Origin of the sequence: Thiorhodococcus fuscus (assembly GCF_042682685.1) — a bacterium.
Classification (GTDB): Bacteria; Pseudomonadota; Gammaproteobacteria; order Chromatiales; family Chromatiaceae; genus Imhoffiella; species Imhoffiella fuscus.
On sequence record NZ_JBHUHX010000061.1, the window covers coordinates 44510 to 60285 of the forward strand.

Sequence of the window (15776 nt, forward strand, 5' to 3'; positions counted from 1 at the left end):
CACGTATCCGGGGTAGAGATGTCCACAGCCAGGATCGCCTTCATCGGTGGTGGCAACATGGCCACCAGCCTGATCGCCGGCCTGATCGCCGACGGCTACGCGCCGCAGTCCATCCAGGTGTCCGATCCCAATCCAGAGCAACGCAACCGGCTCCAGACCAGATTCGGAATCCGCACCTTCGCCGACAACCGCGAGGCGCTCGACGCGGCCGAAACGCTGGTGCTCTGCATCAAGCCACAGATGGCCGCGAAGGTCTGCGCCGATATCGCGCCCGTTCTGGCCGACTCGCGTCCCCTGGTGCTGTCGATTATGGCCGGTGTACCCGAATCGGCCATGCAGCGCTGGTTCGGCACCGAGCTGCCGATCGTGCGCGCCATGCCCAACACGCCGGCGATGGTCCAGACCGGCGCCATCGGGCTGCATGCCAGTCCCGAGGTCGACGCGGAGGGTCGCAACCGCGCCGAGACCATCATGCGCGCGGCCGGTCTGGTGCGCTGGGTCAGCGAAGAGTTCAAAATCGACGCCGTCACCGCCATCTCGGGCAGCGGCCCGGCCTATTTCTTCCTTTTCATGGAGGCGATGGAAGAAGCCGGTGTCGCGCTCGGATTGGATGCCGAAACCGCCCGTCTGCTCACCATCCAAACGGCTCTTGGCGCCGCCAAAATGGCGATGGAAAGCAACGATCCCCCGTCCCGGCTGCGCGAACAGGTCACCTCGCCCGGAGGCACGACCGAGCGCGCCCTGGCCGTCTTCAACGAGGCCGATCTGCACGCCCTGGTCGCCAAGGCCGCAACGGCAGCCCGCGATCGCGCCATCGAACTCTCCCGAACCCTGTCGGAGGACGCATGACGAACACCTACCTGCTCAACCCGGTCGTCTTTCTCGTTCAGACGCTGTTCGGGCTCTATACCGCCGTCGTCGCCATGCGGTTCCTGCTGCAATGGGTGCGGGCGGATTTCTACAACCCCATCTCGCAGTTCGTGGTCAAGATCACCTCGCCGGTGCTGCGTCCGCTACGCCGCATCATCCCCGGCTATGGCGGACTGGACCTCTCTGCGCTGGTGCTCGTGTGGCTGCTGACCGCCATCGAGTTGGGCCTGCTGGCGCTGCTCCTGGGACTCGACCGCTCCCCGTTCGGCGCCCTCGGCTGGGCCATCCCGAACGTGGTCGAGCTGTTCATCAACATCTTCCTGTTCGCCGTGCTGATCCGGGTCATCCTGAGCTGGGTCAATCCCGATCCCTACAATCCGGCGGTGGCGCTGTTGGAGCGCATCACCGATCCGGTGATGCGCCCGGCGCAGCGTCTGATCCAACCCATCGGCGGCATCGATCTGTCCCCGATGCTGGTGATGGTCGGACTGGTGCTGCTCAACATGCTGCTGATCCCGCCGCTGCGCTGGTTGGTGGCGAGCCCCTTCTGAGTGCGCGGACGTGGGCTGGTATCGCTGGAACGGCGCGGATCTGGAACTCTCGCTGAGGGTCCAGCCGCGCGCGCCCAAGGACACCTTCGACGGACCCGACCCAGGCGGCGAGCACTATCGGGTCCGCATCAAGGCCCCCCCGGTGGACGGCAAGGGCAACGAGGCCCTGCGTCGCTTCGTCGCCAAATCCTTCGGCGTGGCGCCCTCGCGCATCGAGATCATCGGGGGCGAGCACGCACGCTACAAACGGCTGCGGATCCAGGAACCCAGGAGCTTTCCCATCCCGATCGATCCCGCCTGACCCCCTGGCCTCAGAACCATCCCGAAGCCAGATCCCAGAGCGCATGGATGCCGAAGCCGATCACGAGCAGACCCGCAGCCTGACGGACCCAGGTACGCTCGGCGATCCGAGCGGCGGCACCGGCGAGCAGGGCGATCCCCATCAAGTTGGGCAATGTCCCGAGCCCGAAGGCCAGCATGACGCCAGCCCCATCGAGCGCGCCACCCGTCGCCATCGCCGTCATCAGCACGCTGTAGACCAAACCGCAGGGGATCCAGGCCCAGACGAAGCCGACCGCCAGCGCCTGCGGCAGAGTCCGCACCGGCAGCAACGGACGCGCGAGCGGCTCCAGACGACGCCAAATTCGCCCGCCCAAGCGCTCGGCCACCTCCAGCAGACGCCACCAGCCGCCGAGATAGAGACCGAGCAGCACCATCATGAGGCCGGCAAAGCCGTAGAGCAGACGCTGACCGATCTGCAAGGCATCGAGTTGAAGCAGCAGGGAGCCCACCCCTCCGAAGAGCGCCCCGACGACCCCGTAGCCGAGGATCCTCCCCAGGTTGTAGACGAGCTGATAGGGCAGCATCTGGAGCGGGTGACGACGAATCCGCGCGTCCAATCCCATCGTGATCGAGCCTGCCACACCGCCGCACATCGCCAGACAATGGACGCCGCCCAACAGCCCGACCACAAAGGCCGTGAGGTACACTTCGATGGGAGATGAGAACGGCACGGCAGACCTCCTTGGTGAAGGGCGTATCATTTTGAGTGAAGCGGACAGCCTACAGCTGCCAGCAGAAAAGAGACGAACGCTGCGCGTTCGTCTACCCGAGCAGCACACTGATCGCTGAACAGCCGAGAGCCGGAAAGCAACCCACACTTAGCTGGTAGCTGGTAGCTGGTAGCTGGTAGCTGGTAGCTGGTAGCTGGTCGCTTTCCCCCTAATTACCCCACTTATCAGCGCAGGACAGATACAGGATGCTTGAATACCAACGTGACTTTCTGAATTTCGCCACCGAGATCGGCGCACTGAAATTCGGCGATTTCACGCTCAAGTCCGGGCGACGCAGCCCCTATTTCTTCAACGCCGGGCTCTTCAACACGGGTCTGCGCCTGGCTCGACTGGCGCGCGCCTATGCCCATTGCATCGCGCAGTCCGATCTGGCGTTTGACGTGCTCTATGGCCCCGCCTACAAGGGCATTCCGCTCGCCGCCGCTACCAGCCTGACTCTGGCCACCGAGCATCAACGCGAGACGCCCTATGCCTTCAATCGCAAGGAGGCGAAGGACCATGGTGAGGGCGGGCTCATCGTCGGCACCCCGCTGGCCGGGCGCATCCTCATCATCGACGACGTCATCACCGCCGGTACCTCGGTGCGCGAATCGGTGGAGATCATCCGCTCGGCTGGCGCCACGCCTGCGGGCGTGCTGATCGCACTCGACCGTCAGGAACGCGGTCAGAATGCCTGTTCGGCTGTCGAGGAAGTTCGCAACACCTTCGACATCCCGGTGCTGAGCATCCTGACACTGGCCGATCTCATCACCTATCTGGAAGCATCTCCGGACGACGCAGACCGTCTGGAGGCCATGCGCGATTATCGCCGACTCTACGGGGTGTGATATGCGACCTGGACCGATTCGAATGCCCTCTCCGATCGCGAGATCACCACGCAGATTCTGGCTGATTCCTGCGCTCGGCGCGCTCTGCTGCTCGGGACTCGCACTGGCGCAAGGCTCGCTGTACCGCTGGGTCGACGACAGCGGCGCGGTGCATTACACGGATTCGGTTCCGGCCGACGAGAGCAAGCAGGGGCATACCAAGCTCTCCGAACAGGGTGTGCGCACCGAGGAGGTCGCACCCGCACCGACCGAGGCCGAGCTCCAGAAGGCCAAGGAGGCGGAACGCCTCAAACAGGAAGAGGAACGCCGCGTCGCCGCCCGCAAGGAGGCGGACGCACGATTGCTGAGCCGCTATCGCACGGCCGAAGAGGTCGAGCTGACCCGAGACGGCAAGCTCGCCGGGGTCGATGCGCTGATTCGGGTCAAGCGAGACCTGATCCGATCCAATCAGGAACGGCGCCTGAAGCTGGAGACACGGAAGAAAGAGGCGCTCCAGTCGGGCAAGCCTCTGCCACCCGAGCTCGAAAACGACATCGCCCAGACCGAATCCAAAATCCGCGCGAACTATGCGGCGATCATCGACTTGGAGCGTCAGAAGGACGCCATCCGCCAGGAGTTTCGCGGCATCCTGAAACAGTATCTGGAGCTGCGACGTCTGCCGCTACCGACCGAATCGACAGATGGCAAAACGGATGGCGGTGTTCAAAATCTAGTGGCCTGCACGGGCATGGCGGAATGCGGCCGCTATTGGGAACGGGCCATGACCTACGTTCGCGAGCACTCGGAGGCCAAGACCGAGATACTCGGTCCCGGCCTACTGATCGCCTTCCAAGAAGACGACAAGGAGGAGCGGACCTTCACCCTGACCTGGACCCAAGCGGCAGCCGACCGCCCCGTGCATCTCTATCTCGATCTTCAGTGCAAGAACAAACAGACTGGAAGTCTGAATTGCATAGAGGCCTCGGCAAACGCGGTAGAGGAGGAATTCCGGGCGGCGGTCACTCAGGACTGAAGCGACTTCCTCGCCCGCTCGTCGGCCGCCACCCCTCGGAGTGGCGGATCGCCAATGCGTTAGCGGGCGCGAATCAGGGTACCGACACCCGTATCCGTGAAGAGGTCGAGCATCACCGCATGCTCGACCCGGCCATCGATGATGTGAGCCGACTTGACGCCCGACTGGATGGCATCCAGCGCGCAGCGAATCTTGGGCAGCATGCCCCCGCTGATCACTCCGTCATCGATCAGGCGCTGAACGCGTCCGACCTCCAGTTCGGAGATCAGATTGCCCTCGGCGTCCAACAGACCGGGAATATTCGTCAGGAGCAGCAGTTTCTCCGCCTCAAGCACCTCGGCGATCTTGCCCGCCACCAGGTCCGCGTTGATGTTGTAGGAACGGCCGTCCTCGCCGACACCAATCGGGGCGATGACCGGAATGAAATTGCTCTTGACCAGCATGTGGATGATCGAGGGATCGATGCTCTGGACCTCGCCCACATGCCCGATGTCCACGATCTCCGTCGCCTTGAGCTCGGGCGCGCCACGATTCAGCAGGAGCTTGCGGGCGTGGATCAGATCGCCGTCCTTCCCCGTCAGCCCTACGGCGGAACCGCCATGCCGGTTGATGAAGTTGACGATCTCCTTGTTGACCAGGCCGCCCAGGACCATCTCGACCACGTCCATGGTCTCGGAGTCGGTCACCCGCATCCCCTGCACGAACTCGCTCGCCTTGCCGAGACGCTTCAGCAGCGAGCCGATCTGAGGCCCCCCACCGTGGACGATGACCGGATTGATGCCGACCAGCTTCATGAGCACGATGTCGCGCGCGAAACCCTGCTTGAGCGATTCGTCCACCATGGCGTTGCCGCCGTACTTGATGACCATGGTCTTGCCCTGGAACCGCTGGATGTAGGGTAGGGCCTCGATCAAGACGTGCGCGATGGTCTGAGCGCGTTCGATAGGTAGTGTCATTGCGTTCGGTGTCTCTGGAAAAACTTAGAAATTCCCAAGCCATGTGACTGTCGGTACGACACGGAAGGCGGGCCGCGAGATCAGTCGGCTGATCTGGACATTGACAGAAATCGCCTAATGCCGACCCGTATGCCCAAAGCCGCCATCGCCGCGTCGCGACGACTCGAACGACTCGACGAGATCCAGCTCGGCCCTCAGGACGGGAACGAGGATGAATTGGGCGATCCGCTCGCCCACCTCGATCCGAAAGGGCGTCTTTCCCCGGTTCCAGCAGGAGACCATGAGCGGCCCCTGATAATCGGAGTCGATGAGTCCGACCAGGTTGCCCAGAACGATACCGTGACGATGCCCCAGACCCGAGCGGGGCAGAATCATTCCGGCGACGCCGGGCTCGGCGATGTGCACGGCCATGCCGGTCGGCAGCAGCTCGGTCGCGCCTGGAGCCAGGTCCAGAGGCGCATCCAGCATGGCACGCAGGTCCAGCCCAGCAGAACCCTCGGTCGCATAGGCGGGCAGGGGGAAATCGCGGCCGAGCCGCAGGTCGAGGATCTTGACCTCAAGTCGATGCAACATGTCGTTCTCGATAGCGTTCTGCGATCAGCGCGGCCAGCTCGGCGGCGAGTCGGGTCTTGTCCATCATCGGCAGATCGCGCGAACCGTCAGACCAATAGACGCTGAGCGCATTCTCGTCGCGCTCGAATCCACCGCGCTCGGCCCCGACCAGATTGGCGGCGATCATGTCGAGCTTCTTGTCGCGCAGCTTGCCGAGCGCATAGTCGGAGACCCGGTCGGTCTCGGCCGCGAAACCGACGGTGAAGGGTGCCGGCGTCGAGGCGGCAACCTCCGAGAGGATATCCGGATTGCGGACCAGACGCAGGGTCAGCTCCTCGGAGGATTTCTTGATCTTGCCGTCCGCCGCCCGCTCGGGCCGATAGTCGGCCACCGCAGCCGTGGCGACGAAGAGATCGCAGTCGGCGACCCGCGACATGACCGCCGCGTGCATCTCCAGGGCCGTCTCGACCCGCACCAAGGCATCGACACGCGGACCTGGCAGGGCGGTCGGTCCGCTCACCAGGACGACGCGCGCCCCCAGGTCGGACAATGATTCGGCCAGGGCATAGCCCATGCGACCGGAGCTGCGGTTGCCGAGGAAGCGCACCGGGTCCAGCGGCTCGCGGGTTGGGCCGGCGGTCAGAAGCACGCGCACGCCGTCGAGCGGTGACGCTTGCGGCGGACTCAGGGCCGCGACGATCTCGGCCGGTTCCAGCATACGGCCCGGTCCAATCTCGCCGCAGGCCTGCGCACCCTCGCCGGGCCCCAGGATCCGCGCACCGCGATCCGCCAGACGGCGCAGATTGTCCTGAGTCGCCGGATGGAGCCACATGGCTTGATTCATGGCCGGCGCGAGCACCAGCGGGGCCTCGCATGCCAGGGCCAGAGTCGTGAGCAGATCGTTTGCCATACCGGCTGCGAGCCGCGCCATCAGATCCGCCGTAGCCGGAGCGATGAGCAGCAGATCGGCCCAGCGCGCCAGGGCGATGTGATCCATCCCCGCCTCGGCCTCGGAGTCGAAGGTCTCGATGCGTACTGGATGACCGGACACGGCCTGAAAGGTCAGGGGCGCCACGAACTGGGTCGCCGCTGGGGTCATGACCACCCGCACCTCGAAGCCCTGGGCACCGAGACGCCGGACGAGATCGACCGATTTGTAGGCGGCGATGCCGCCGCCAACACCCAAGAGCAGACGACGGATCCTATTCTGGTTCATTTGCGATTCGTGTATCTTGCGGCCGACTATGGACCGAGACGGACGCCGCGCTGACAAGCGACCTCATCGGCACTCGGTACCTGTGCGGAAACGATGCCAGGCGGATTCTGGACGTTGAAGTGTAACTGATCGGCCCTTTCCGGCACATCGTCCACTGGGACGAGAACGGAGAATTAGGCGGCGAGGGGAGGAACCCATGACGATCAAGGACTGGCCGCAGGACGAGCGGCCACGCGAGAAACTGCTTGAACGCGGCGCGGGCGCGCTGTCGGACGCCGAGCTGCTGGCGATCTTTCTGCGCACCGGCGTTCCCGGGAAGAGCGCGGTGGATCTGGCGCGCGAGCTGCTCGCCAGCTTCGGCGGACTGCCCGCTCTGCTGGCGGCGGATCAACGCCGCTTCTGCGACGGCAAGGGACTGGGCAAGGCCAAGTTCGCCCAGTTGCAGGCGGTGCTGGAGCTCAGCCGACGTTATCTACTGACCCGCATCAGCGGCCAGGACGTCCTCACCAGCCCAGAGGCCACCCGCGACTATCTCAAGATGCGTCTCTACGGCTCGCCGCACGAGATCTTCGCCTGTCTCTTCCTCGACAACCGCCACCGCGTGATCCTCTACGAGGAGCTGTTCCGAGGCACCATCGACGGCGCCAGCGTGCATCCGCGCGAGGTTCTACGCCGGGTCATGGACACCAATGCGGCCGCCGTCATCTTCGCCCACAACCATCCGTCCGGCGTCTCCGAGCCCAGCCAAGCCGACCTGCACATCACCAAACGACTGAAGGACACACTAGCGCTTGTGGATGTGCGTGTGCTCGACCACATCATCGTCGGTGAGGGGGACGGAACCTCCTTCGCCGAGCGGGGCCTTCTATGAGCCGGAAATCGAATTGCATCCGGGACTTGCGCGTCTTTCAAACGGCGTGATAGGATTCCGCTTCTTTATGCACTGAAACACGCCGACTTGTAGGGATTCCCGCCATGTCCAAGGTATGTCAGGTTACCGGTAAACGCCCCCTCACCGGCAACAACGTCTCGCACGCGAACAACAAGACCAAGCGCCGCTTCCTCCCGAACCTGCACGAAAAGCGGTTCTGGGTCGAGGCCGAGAAGCGCTGGGTCAAACTGCGTCTGTCCACCAAGGGCATGCGCATCATCGACAAGAACGGCATCGACGCTGTGCTCGGCGATCTCCGTGCACGCGGCGAAAAGGTCTAACAGGAGGATCCACTCATGGCCAAGGCAGCACGCGAAAAGATCCGCCTCAACTCCAGCGCCGGTACGGGTCACTTCTATACCACGACCAAGAACAAGCGCAATCAGCCTGGCAAGATGGAGATCAAGAAATTCGATCCCGTCGTCCGTCAGCACGTTATGTACAAGGAAGGCAAGATCAAGTAAGCCGACCTGACCCGGCCCGAACGGCCGGCTTGCGTACATGGCGCCCGAAAAAGCCCGCTTCTAGCGGGTTTTTTTCGTGTCTCGAAATCGCCCCCTTTCCCCCCGCTCGACCGCGCTCATCGCGGCAACAGCTCCAGAATCAGATTGCCGACGCCATCGCGTCGCGCGAGCCATCCGGGCGCGAGCCAGGTCGTCGAGACCGCATCCGTGACGACCGCCGGCCCGACGCAACCATCGCCAGAGAGCGATTCGCGCGCCAGAACCGGAACCGGTGCCTCGCAACCATGGACCTGGAGCCAGCGGTTCGACGCCACCGAATTCGCGGGACCGACCTCGGGCAAGCGTGAGAGAGGTGCGCTGCCCCGCACCCTCACGCGCAGATTGACCAGCTCGACCGAGAGGTCGAGACGGTGCCCATAACGCTCGGCATGGGCACGATGAAAGTCCTCGATCGCCGCATCCACCGAACTCCAGGGACGATTGAGGGTGTGGGATTGGCCGCGATAGCGCAGGTCCAGCGAGGGCTCGACACGCATCCCGTCGAGCGACACCCCTTCCTCGGCCAGCTCGGCCCGTCCGGCATCGATCAAGCTCGTCAACGCCGACGCGATCTCGGCATCGGTCATCGCGTCCAGACGCCCGAGCCAGGTCCGCGTCAGGGTCCGACCGGCCGGGGCCGCGAGCATGCCGAGCGCGGACAGCACCCCCGCGTGCACCGGAACCAGGGCATGACGCATTCCCAGCGCCTCGGCCAGGGCACAGACGTGCAGCCCACCGGCACCACCGAACGAGGTCAACACGAAGTCGCGCGGATCCAGGCCACGCTGAACCGAGATGACACGCAGCGCGCGCGCCATGTGCTCGTTGGCGATACGCAGGATCCCGAGCGCGGCCTCCTCGACCCCGAGCCCCAGCCCGCCAGCCAGATGTCCGACCGCAGACCGTGCGGCCTCGACGTCGAGCCGCATCCGCCCGCCCAGGAAACCCTCCGGATCCAGACGGCCCAAGACCAAATTGGCGTCGGTCACGGTCGGGTTCGACCCGCCCCGTCCGTAGCACGCGGGACCCGGCTCGGCGCCCGCCGATTCCGGACCGACCAGCAGCAATCCGCCCGCATCCACCTGAGCGATGGAACCGCCTCCGGCACCGATGGTGTGCATGTCCACCATCGGCAGCGCGACCGGAAAGCCGGCGATCCGCCCGGCGGTGGTGAGCCTGGGCTCGCCATCGATTAGAGCGACATCGGTCGAGGTTCCGCCCATGTCGAAGCTCAACAGACGGCGCGCGGTGCCCTCGCTCGCGGCGACGAAGGCCGCGCCGGCCAGCCCGCCGGCCGGACCCGACAGCAGCAGCCGAGCCGCGTGGCGGGCGATCTGATCGGCAGCGACCGCCTCGCCGCTGCTCTGCATCACCGAGATCCGGGCGCCCGGCAGACCGGCCTCAAGCCGATCGAGATAGCGCGCGACGATGGGACCGACCCAGGCGTTGAGCCAGGTCGCGATCCCCCGTTCGTACTCGCCGATCAGCGGCAAGACCTCGGATGAACGTGACACGAAGAGCCCGTCCGGCAGGGCATCCGCCAAGGCGCGCTCGGCGCTGTCGTCCAGATAGGAGAACAGCAGGTTGATGGCGACCGCCTCGGGCGCCAGCCGCTCGACCTCGGCGCGAACATGATCGAGATCCGACGCGGTCAGCGGTTCGACCCAACACCCGTCGGCGGCCAGCCGTCCGCCGGCCTCGACACAGAGCTCGCGCGGAACCGGTGGACGGCGCGGTGGCGGCTGGAGATCGTAGAGATCCGCGCGTGCCTGACGACCGATGGCGAGCACATCCCGGAATCCGCGATTGGCGACATAGAGCGTCCGCACCCCCTTGCCCTCAAGCACCGCATTGGTCGCCACCGTGCTGCCGTGCACGACCCGCAGGCCGGCCGGATCCAGACCCAGCTCGGCGATCCCCTGGAAAATGGCGCGCTCCGGCGCGTCCGGGGTGGAGAGAACCTTGTGGATACGGACCTCGCCCGCGCGCCAGAGCACGAAGTCGGTGAAGGTCCCGCCGGTGTCGATGCCGATCAAGGTCATGGGCGATCTGTCTCGGATGTGGATGCCGCCGGAATCAGATCAAGCGTGCCGATCGGCGTTGCTCGCGTGCCATTCCAGGGCCAGGGATGGGTCTCGACCGCCAGCCAGGCCTGCAGCTGGTCGGTCCGATAGGGTGAAAAGCGGTGACCCGACTGACCGAGCGACAGGGTCCCCCGGGTCTGACTCCAGTCCCAAGGCGTCGCCACCCATCTCAGTGTCGGGGCGACGAGACCTCGCTCGGGCCGCTGGGGGAGGGTCTGCGTCGCGTTGATGGTATCGCGCGCGCCACCGACCCCGATAGGTCCCACGCTGAAGAAGGACCCCAGCAGCGGAATCGCATCGAAGGCGTGCGCGAAACGCAGGTAACGCACCTGATCCAGCTGCTTGGGTCCATCGCCCGAGTCATCGCTCCCCAGCGCGTCCATCGCGGAACGAATGGCCCGCGCCCAGATCTGGGCCGGGCTCTCCTGGACGGGGGTTCGCAGATCGTCCCAGAAGCTGGAGCGCCCGGTACGCAGCGTTTCCTCAAGCGGACCGTAACTCAGCATCGCCATCGACATGAGGTCGTCGAGCCGATCGCCCAGCTCGTCGCCATAGATCTCCCTGTAGAGCGCCGGCTCCAGCATGGCGAACAGGGCCGCCGAGCGGTTCGCACCATCCATATCCCCATCCCAGTCCAACAGCCAGATGCGAGCGATCGACCAGGCCGCCGGATCGATCGCCTGAATCTCATCGGACAGGGATCTCAGCGCCTGCTGGACGAGCCGCGCCTCCAGGTTGACCCGATCTCCCTGGATCTCGGCCATCATGGCCGGCGTCAGGGGTTCGGAGCTGTCGAGCCGTTGCGCGATCCGCTGGGCGCGATAGGGTGCCATCCAGGAATGCCCGACATTCACCGAGGAGTCGACCGGAACGGTGCGATGGTTGGCGGTGATGAGCGCGTTGCCCTTGGGCGAGATCACATGGGGATTCTCGGACTGAGGCACGAGGCCCCGCCAGTCGTAGTCGCTCAGCCAGCCGGGAACCGGAAAGGTGCCCGAGCCCTTGCCGCGTCGCGGCAGATCGCCCGCGATCTGCCAGCCGATGGCGCCGTTGCGGTGGGCCAGCATCAGGTTCACCACCAGGCGGGTGAAGCCGCGCGAAGCGCGGCGCGCCTCCTCCAGGGTCCGCGCATGGGCGAGCCCGACCAGTGCCGCGAACCCCAGATCGGGCCGATCCGTCGTGCGGCGTAACGACAGCAGATCCGATGTGGTGGCAGGAGGCAGACCGAGCCCCATGGATGCGGTCGATGCGTCCAGGATGTCGTTCAGAATGACGCCATGGCCGCTGGAGCGCACCCGAAGCTCGACCGGTTCCCCGCCCGCGACCCGGATCGACTCGACACGCGTCTCGATCGGCTCCGGATCACCTCCGGAACGCTCCAGATGGGTGCCATCCGGTGTGAGACGCTCGACGAAGAGGTCCTGGGTATCGGCCATGACGCTGGTGAAGCCCCAGGCGAGGTCCGCGTTATGACCGATCAGGACCAGTGGGATCCCCGGAATGCAGGCGCCGGCGACATGCAGCTCGGGCGACCGAAGCTCCAACTCGTACCAGATCCCCGGCATGGACACCGCCAGATGGGGATCGTTGGCCAGCATGGATCCGCCATTGCTGGTCCGCGAACCGGTCACGACCCAGGCGTTGCTCGCCGGACCGGGAACCGGAAGACCATACGAGGAGGCAACCTGGAAGGCGTCCGCGAAGACCCGCGCGACCGATGCCAGACCGACCTGAGATCCTGGCTCGGCGAGATGCTCGATCAGCTCGGGCGCCACCTCCGGGGCCGGTATGCCCTCGTCGGTCGGAAAGAGTTCGGGCGCCAGAAAGGGGCCGACGCGATCCGCCAATCGCAGGAAGGTCAGCTCCTCGCGCGCGTTGAAGGACAGCATCCAGCCCAGATAGCCGCCGATCGCAAGGCTGTCCACAGGCTCCCAGGGAATCGGCTCGAATCCGGACAGACGGTATTCGAGCGGCAGCCGGCCGCGCGCCTCGGTCAGATAGGCGTTCACCCCGGAGGCATAGGCGCGCAACAGATCCCGGTCCGTCGGCGAGAGCGCCGCGAACGCACGCTGGGCATCCCGTTCCAACCCGATCGTGCGGAAGAACCGATCCGCTGGAAGCACCTCGGGGCCGAACACCTCGGCCAATCGTCCGCTGGACAGCCGTCGCATCAGATCCATCTGCCACATCCGCTCGGAGGCCACCACATAGCCCTGAGCGAACATGAGATCATTCATGTCCCGGGCCTGGATGCTGGGAACCGCGTGGGGACCGAAACGCACCCGAACCGGTCCCTGAAGACCATCCAGCACAACCTGACCCGCATAAGTCGGCTCGGCGCGCCGGGCCTGCCAATAGAGCCAGCCCGCCCCGAGGGCGAGCACCGAAAGCATCAGGATGAGGACGAGGCCGAGTAGACGGCCCCAACGTCTGAATGGATTCACCGGGATCGATTCGAGGCGATTCATACCGAAATGGAATTCGGAACCATCATCGCACGATTCACCGCACCGCGAGGAGACACGCCAATGCCATCCGCACCCGACATCCAAGCCGTCCGACAGTATCTGCTGGAGCTCCAGGACCGGATCACCGAGACCCTGCGCGAAACCGACGGCGGCGCCGGCTTCCGCCAGGACGCCTGGGAGCGCCCCAGCGGTGGGGGAGGGCGTACCCGCATCATGGAAGGCGGTCTGGTGTTCGAGCAATGCTGCGTCAATTTTTCGCACGTCTTCGGCAGCGCCCTGCCCGCCTCGGCGAGCGCCCAGCGTCCCGAACTCGCCGGGCGCCGCTTCCAGGCCATGGGCGTCTCGCTCGTCTGCCATCCGCAGAATCCCTATGTACCCTCGTCGCATCTCAACGTGCGCTTCTTCGTCGCCGAGAAGGACGACGCCGACCCGGTCTGGTGGTTCGGCGGCGGATTCGACCTCACGCCCTATTACGGATTCATGGAGGACGTCGTCCACTGGCACCGAAATGCGCGCGCGGCCTGCGCCCCCTTCGGCGACGATCTCTATCCACGCTTCAAGCGCTGGTGCGACGACTATTTCTTCATCCGCCACCGCAACGAGCCGCGCGGGGTCGGCGGACTCTTCTTCGACGACTTCGATCAGGGCGGATTCGACAATGCCTTCGGCCTGATGCGCCGCGTCGGCGATCGCTATCTGAGCGGCTATCTCCCCATCGTCGAGCGCCGCTGGGCCACGACCTACGGCGACCGCGAACGGGCCTTCCAGAAATACCGGCGCGGACGCTATGTCGAATTCAACCTGGTCCAGGACCGGGGCACCCTGTTCGGACTCCAGTCCGGCGGACGCACCGAATCCATCCTCGCCTCCATGCCGCCCGAGGTGAGCTGGCGCTACGACTACCGCCCCGAGCCGGGAACCCCTGAGGCCGAGCTGTACGCGCGTTTTCTGGTGGTTCGGGACTGGCTATCGGACACCAACGAGTCCAGCGCCGAGTGATGACGAAGAGGGTCCTTGCCTAACCGAACATCCTTTGCAGAAAGCGGCTGAAGCCTTTCTTGGAGTCGGCGGCCTGTTTGCCGATAAGCCGCATCGCGATTTCCTGAATCTTCTGTGCGCTCGAACTCGACGGATTGATGACGATATGCGGCTTGCGCTGCATGATGCTCTTCTCGATCAATCCATCGGAAGGAATATAACCAATACACTCAAGGGATCCATCCAGAAATTTGTCGGTTACTCCAACGAGACGTTCAGCCGCGCTACGTGCATCCTTGATCGAGGATACGGAATTGACGATGAGCTTGATCGATCGGGACTCATTGGCCAAGATACTTTTTATGGTGCCATAAGCATCGGTCAGAGAGGTTGGATGAGGTGTTGTCACCAGGAGGATCTCGTCCGAAGCGAGCACGAATCGAATCACATTGTCGCCAATGCCTGCTCCGGTATCGATGATTAGCACATCGTAGCCGCGCAATCCGGCCAATCCGCGAATGAGGCTTTGTCGCTCTGGCTCGCGGAGATCCGCCAATTCGGCGATGCCAGTGGCGCCTGCAAGTAGATCGATCCCGTAGGTGGTAGGTGTGATGACCTGTTCCAGCGTTCTACGCCCAGTGACGATGTCCTGGATATTGTATTTAGGTCTGACATCCAGCATGACATTGATATTCGCCAATCCGAGATCGCCATCGAGCAGCAGGACACGACGACCAGCACGTGCAATGGCGATACCAAGATTGACCGACACAGTGGTTTTACCGACACCACCTTTTCCCGACGTAACACAGACAGTAAGCATCGTCAAATCAGCGGGGCATAGTCGAAGGATCGATCGATGGACTTTGATCGATATCTGAAGAGTCTTCAGCGGTGACACGTGCGACGAAGCAGTCATGGCCGCGCACTCTGAGCTTAGCGCACCAATCCCGCGCTTTCGCCTCTTCGGACCAATCCAGCACACGCAAGCGAAAGAATTCATCGCGCGAATCTCCATAGTTGGAACGACTGACCCTCAACGTCAGCCCGGCCAACATATCGGAATAGCGCCCGATGAAGATACGACGATCCTCCTCGACCATTGCCAATGAACGACCCGCGAGCAGCTGCACCTGCCAACGATAGGTCACCTCAGAAAGATCGTCATTGGTCAACATCGATTGAGATCTTTCTGGTATCAAGTCGTCACCCATCAAGTCATGACCCTCTATCGAGGATCTCGGGACCAAACTCCGGTCATGCTCCTCGTTGGAAATAGATTGCTCGCCAACGTCCACTGTCGATGCAGATAGCCCCACCTGACCTGCGCTATCCTCGGAGGAGCTAGGCAGTGACGCCCTCTCTCTATCGGCCAGAGGCTCATCCACGGCAGAACCGGAAGGTTCGCCCTCAATGGAATCGAATGCGGGTGGCGGCGCATTTTCGCTGACGACGGAGTTCGTTAAATCGGATGCGCCTCCAAGTTCTCGGTCCGGCCGATCAAGAATTGCCCCTCGATCCGATGCTTCCTTAGGTTCGAAGTCATCAAATCGAGGCTCCAGAGATTTGTCTAGGGTCAATTTGGGAAGAGGTATCCTCGTTGAAGGAAACTTCTGGCTCCAACTGGAATCTCGGTCAATCGACAATTCCGGCAGCAAAATTTCCGGTAACTCAGCCGCTGAGCCCATGGGAACGCAAATCATCAGCATCGTTAAACCAATCGTCCGGAACACACCCCTAGACGATAAAAAATTT

At 63.9% G+C, this 15776-nt stretch carries 17 protein-coding genes; 9 read left to right on the forward strand and 8 right to left on the reverse strand.

Annotation, left to right across the window (positions count from 1 at the left end; all coding sequences use genetic code 11):
- Positions 1-18: 18 nt before the first annotated feature.
- From proC to ACFSJC_RS19040, 3 genes are read left to right on the forward strand one after another with little or no spacing between them, the layout of a single operon-like run.
- Positions 19-849, forward strand: a complete 831-nt coding sequence (gene proC / locus ACFSJC_RS19030; protein WP_386028781.1) for a pyrroline-5-carboxylate reductase — start codon at positions 19-21, stop codon at positions 847-849.
- Complete coding sequence (locus ACFSJC_RS19035) at positions 846-1421, forward strand: YggT family protein (RefSeq protein ID WP_386028782.1); 576 nt, start codon at positions 846-848, stop codon at positions 1419-1421. Before proC ends, ACFSJC_RS19035 begins: the two co-directional genes overlap by 4 nt.
- Positions 1422-1431: 10 nt before the next feature.
- Positions 1432-1722, forward strand: coding sequence for a DUF167 domain-containing protein (locus ACFSJC_RS19040; RefSeq protein ID WP_386028783.1), 291 nt, complete (start codon positions 1432-1434; stop codon positions 1720-1722).
- Positions 1723-1732: 10 nt separating this feature from the next.
- On the opposite strand, the gene ACFSJC_RS19045 is transcribed toward ACFSJC_RS19040, so the two are convergent.
- Positions 1733-2434 (reverse strand): sulfite exporter TauE/SafE family protein, encoded by a 702-nt coding sequence (locus tag ACFSJC_RS19045; protein WP_386028784.1) that lies wholly within the window; start codon positions 2432-2434, stop codon positions 1733-1735.
- 245 nt (positions 2435-2679) lie between these two features.
- Between ACFSJC_RS19045 and pyrE the strand changes: the two genes are divergently transcribed.
- Together pyrE and ACFSJC_RS19055 are read left to right on the forward strand one after the other, a co-directional pair.
- Entirely contained in the window at positions 2680-3321 is a 642-nt protein-coding gene (pyrE, locus tag ACFSJC_RS19050; protein ID WP_386028785.1) for an orotate phosphoribosyltransferase, read from the forward strand.
- Positions 3322-3343: 22 nt separating this feature from the next.
- Positions 3344-4333 carry a DUF4124 domain-containing protein gene (locus ACFSJC_RS19055; RefSeq protein WP_386028786.1) on the forward strand — a complete coding sequence of 330 codons (990 nt, stop codon included), beginning with the start codon at positions 3344-3346 and terminating at the stop codon, positions 4331-4333.
- A 59-nt stretch (positions 4334-4392) separates the two neighbouring features.
- Here ACFSJC_RS19055 and argB read toward each other — a convergent pair whose 3' ends face one another.
- From argB to coaBC, 3 genes are all read right to left on the reverse strand, one after another.
- Positions 4393-5289, reverse strand: a complete 897-nt coding sequence (gene argB / locus ACFSJC_RS19060) for an acetylglutamate kinase (protein WP_386028787.1) — start codon at positions 5287-5289, stop codon at positions 4393-4395.
- Between the two features lie 114 nt (positions 5290-5403).
- Positions 5404-5862, reverse strand: a complete 459-nt coding sequence (gene dut / locus ACFSJC_RS19065) for a dUTP diphosphatase (RefSeq protein ID WP_386028788.1) — start codon at positions 5860-5862, stop codon at positions 5404-5406.
- Positions 5846-7057, reverse strand: coding sequence for a bifunctional phosphopantothenoylcysteine decarboxylase/phosphopantothenate--cysteine ligase CoaBC (gene coaBC, locus ACFSJC_RS19070; protein WP_386028789.1), 1212 nt, complete (start codon positions 7055-7057; stop codon positions 5846-5848). The genes dut and coaBC overlap by 17 nt, the downstream gene beginning before the upstream one ends.
- Before the next feature lie 196 nt (positions 7058-7253).
- Between coaBC and radC the strand changes: the two genes are divergently transcribed.
- The 3 genes from radC (at position 7254) to rpmG (ending at position 8452) form a co-directional block, all read left to right on the forward strand.
- On the forward strand, positions 7254-7928 hold the full coding sequence (radC, locus tag ACFSJC_RS19075) for a RadC family protein (RefSeq protein ID WP_386028790.1): 675 nt from the start codon (positions 7254-7256) through the stop codon (positions 7926-7928).
- Between the two features lie 104 nt (positions 7929-8032).
- A complete protein-coding gene (rpmB, locus tag ACFSJC_RS19080; protein ID WP_007040837.1) occupies positions 8033-8269 on the forward strand; it encodes a 50S ribosomal protein L28 in 237 nt (78 codons plus the stop codon).
- A 15-nt stretch (positions 8270-8284) separates the two neighbouring features.
- Entirely contained in the window at positions 8285-8452 is a 168-nt protein-coding gene (gene rpmG, locus ACFSJC_RS19085) for a 50S ribosomal protein L33 (protein WP_005222974.1), read from the forward strand.
- Between the two features lie 116 nt (positions 8453-8568).
- Here the strand turns inward: rpmG and ACFSJC_RS19090 are convergent, their stop codons facing one another.
- Together ACFSJC_RS19090 and ACFSJC_RS19095 are read right to left on the reverse strand one after the other, a co-directional pair.
- The gene (locus ACFSJC_RS19090; RefSeq protein WP_386028791.1) at positions 8569-10533 is read right to left on the reverse strand and encodes a hydantoinase/oxoprolinase family protein; all 1965 of its coding nucleotides are present in this window, start codon (positions 10531-10533) and stop codon (positions 8569-8571) included.
- Positions 10530-13043, reverse strand: a complete 2514-nt coding sequence (locus tag ACFSJC_RS19095) for a penicillin acylase family protein (protein ID WP_386028792.1) — start codon at positions 13041-13043, stop codon at positions 10530-10532. Before ACFSJC_RS19095 ends, ACFSJC_RS19090 begins: the two co-directional genes overlap by 4 nt.
- A 60-nt stretch (positions 13044-13103) precedes the next feature.
- Here ACFSJC_RS19095 and hemF point away from each other — a divergent pair, with 60 nt between their 5' ends.
- Positions 13104-14042: an oxygen-dependent coproporphyrinogen oxidase gene (gene hemF, locus ACFSJC_RS19100; protein ID WP_386028793.1), complete on the forward strand. Its 939-nt coding sequence runs from the start codon at positions 13104-13106 to the stop codon at positions 14040-14042.
- Between the two features lie 19 nt (positions 14043-14061).
- Here hemF and ACFSJC_RS19105 read toward each other — a convergent pair whose 3' ends face one another.
- Both ACFSJC_RS19105 and ACFSJC_RS19110 read right to left on the reverse strand, forming a co-directional pair.
- Positions 14062-14844, reverse strand: coding sequence for a P-loop NTPase (locus tag ACFSJC_RS19105; protein WP_386028794.1), 783 nt, complete (start codon positions 14842-14844; stop codon positions 14062-14064).
- 7 nt (positions 14845-14851) lie between these two features.
- Positions 14852-15730 (reverse strand): hypothetical protein, encoded by an 879-nt coding sequence (locus ACFSJC_RS19110; protein WP_386028795.1) that lies wholly within the window; start codon positions 15728-15730, stop codon positions 14852-14854.
- Positions 15731-15776 lie beyond the last annotated feature (46 nt).

Coding starts and splice junctions, on each gene's coding strand:
- proC (WP_386028781.1), top strand. CDS start 19: ATGTCCACAGCCAGGATCGCCTTCATCGGTGGTGGCAACATGGCCACC.
- ACFSJC_RS19035 (WP_386028782.1), top strand. CDS start 846: ATGACGAACACCTACCTGCTCAACCCGGTCGTCTTTCTCGTTCAGACG.
- pyrE (WP_386028785.1), top strand. CDS start 2,680: ATGCTTGAATACCAACGTGACTTTCTGAATTTCGCCACCGAGATCGGC.
- ACFSJC_RS19055 (WP_386028786.1), top strand. CDS start 3,344: ATGCCCTCTCCGATCGCGAGATCACCACGCAGATTCTGGCTGATTCCT.
- argB (WP_386028787.1), bottom strand. CDS start 5,289: ATGACACTACCTATCGAACGCGCTCAGACCATCGCGCACGTCTTGATC.
- dut (WP_386028788.1), bottom strand. CDS start 5,862: ATGTTGCATCGACTTGAGGTCAAGATCCTCGACCTGCGGCTCGGCCGC.
- coaBC (WP_386028789.1), bottom strand. CDS start 7,057: ATGAACCAGAATAGGATCCGTCGTCTGCTCTTGGGTGTTGGCGGCGGC.
- radC (WP_386028790.1), top strand. CDS start 7,254: ATGACGATCAAGGACTGGCCGCAGGACGAGCGGCCACGCGAGAAACTG.
- rpmB (WP_007040837.1), top strand. CDS start 8,033: ATGTCCAAGGTATGTCAGGTTACCGGTAAACGCCCCCTCACCGGCAAC.
- rpmG (WP_005222974.1), top strand. CDS start 8,285: ATGGCCAAGGCAGCACGCGAAAAGATCCGCCTCAACTCCAGCGCCGGT.
- ACFSJC_RS19090 (WP_386028791.1), bottom strand. CDS start 10,533: ATGACCTTGATCGGCATCGACACCGGCGGGACCTTCACCGACTTCGTG.
- ACFSJC_RS19095 (WP_386028792.1), bottom strand. CDS start 13,043: ATGAATCGCCTCGAATCGATCCCGGTGAATCCATTCAGACGTTGGGGC.
- hemF (WP_386028793.1), top strand. CDS start 13,104: ATGCCATCCGCACCCGACATCCAAGCCGTCCGACAGTATCTGCTGGAG.
- ACFSJC_RS19105 (WP_386028794.1), bottom strand. CDS start 14,844: ATGCTTACTGTCTGTGTTACGTCGGGAAAAGGTGGTGTCGGTAAAACC.
- ACFSJC_RS19110 (WP_386028795.1), bottom strand. CDS start 15,730: ATGCTGATGATTTGCGTTCCCATGGGCTCAGCGGCTGAGTTACCGGAA.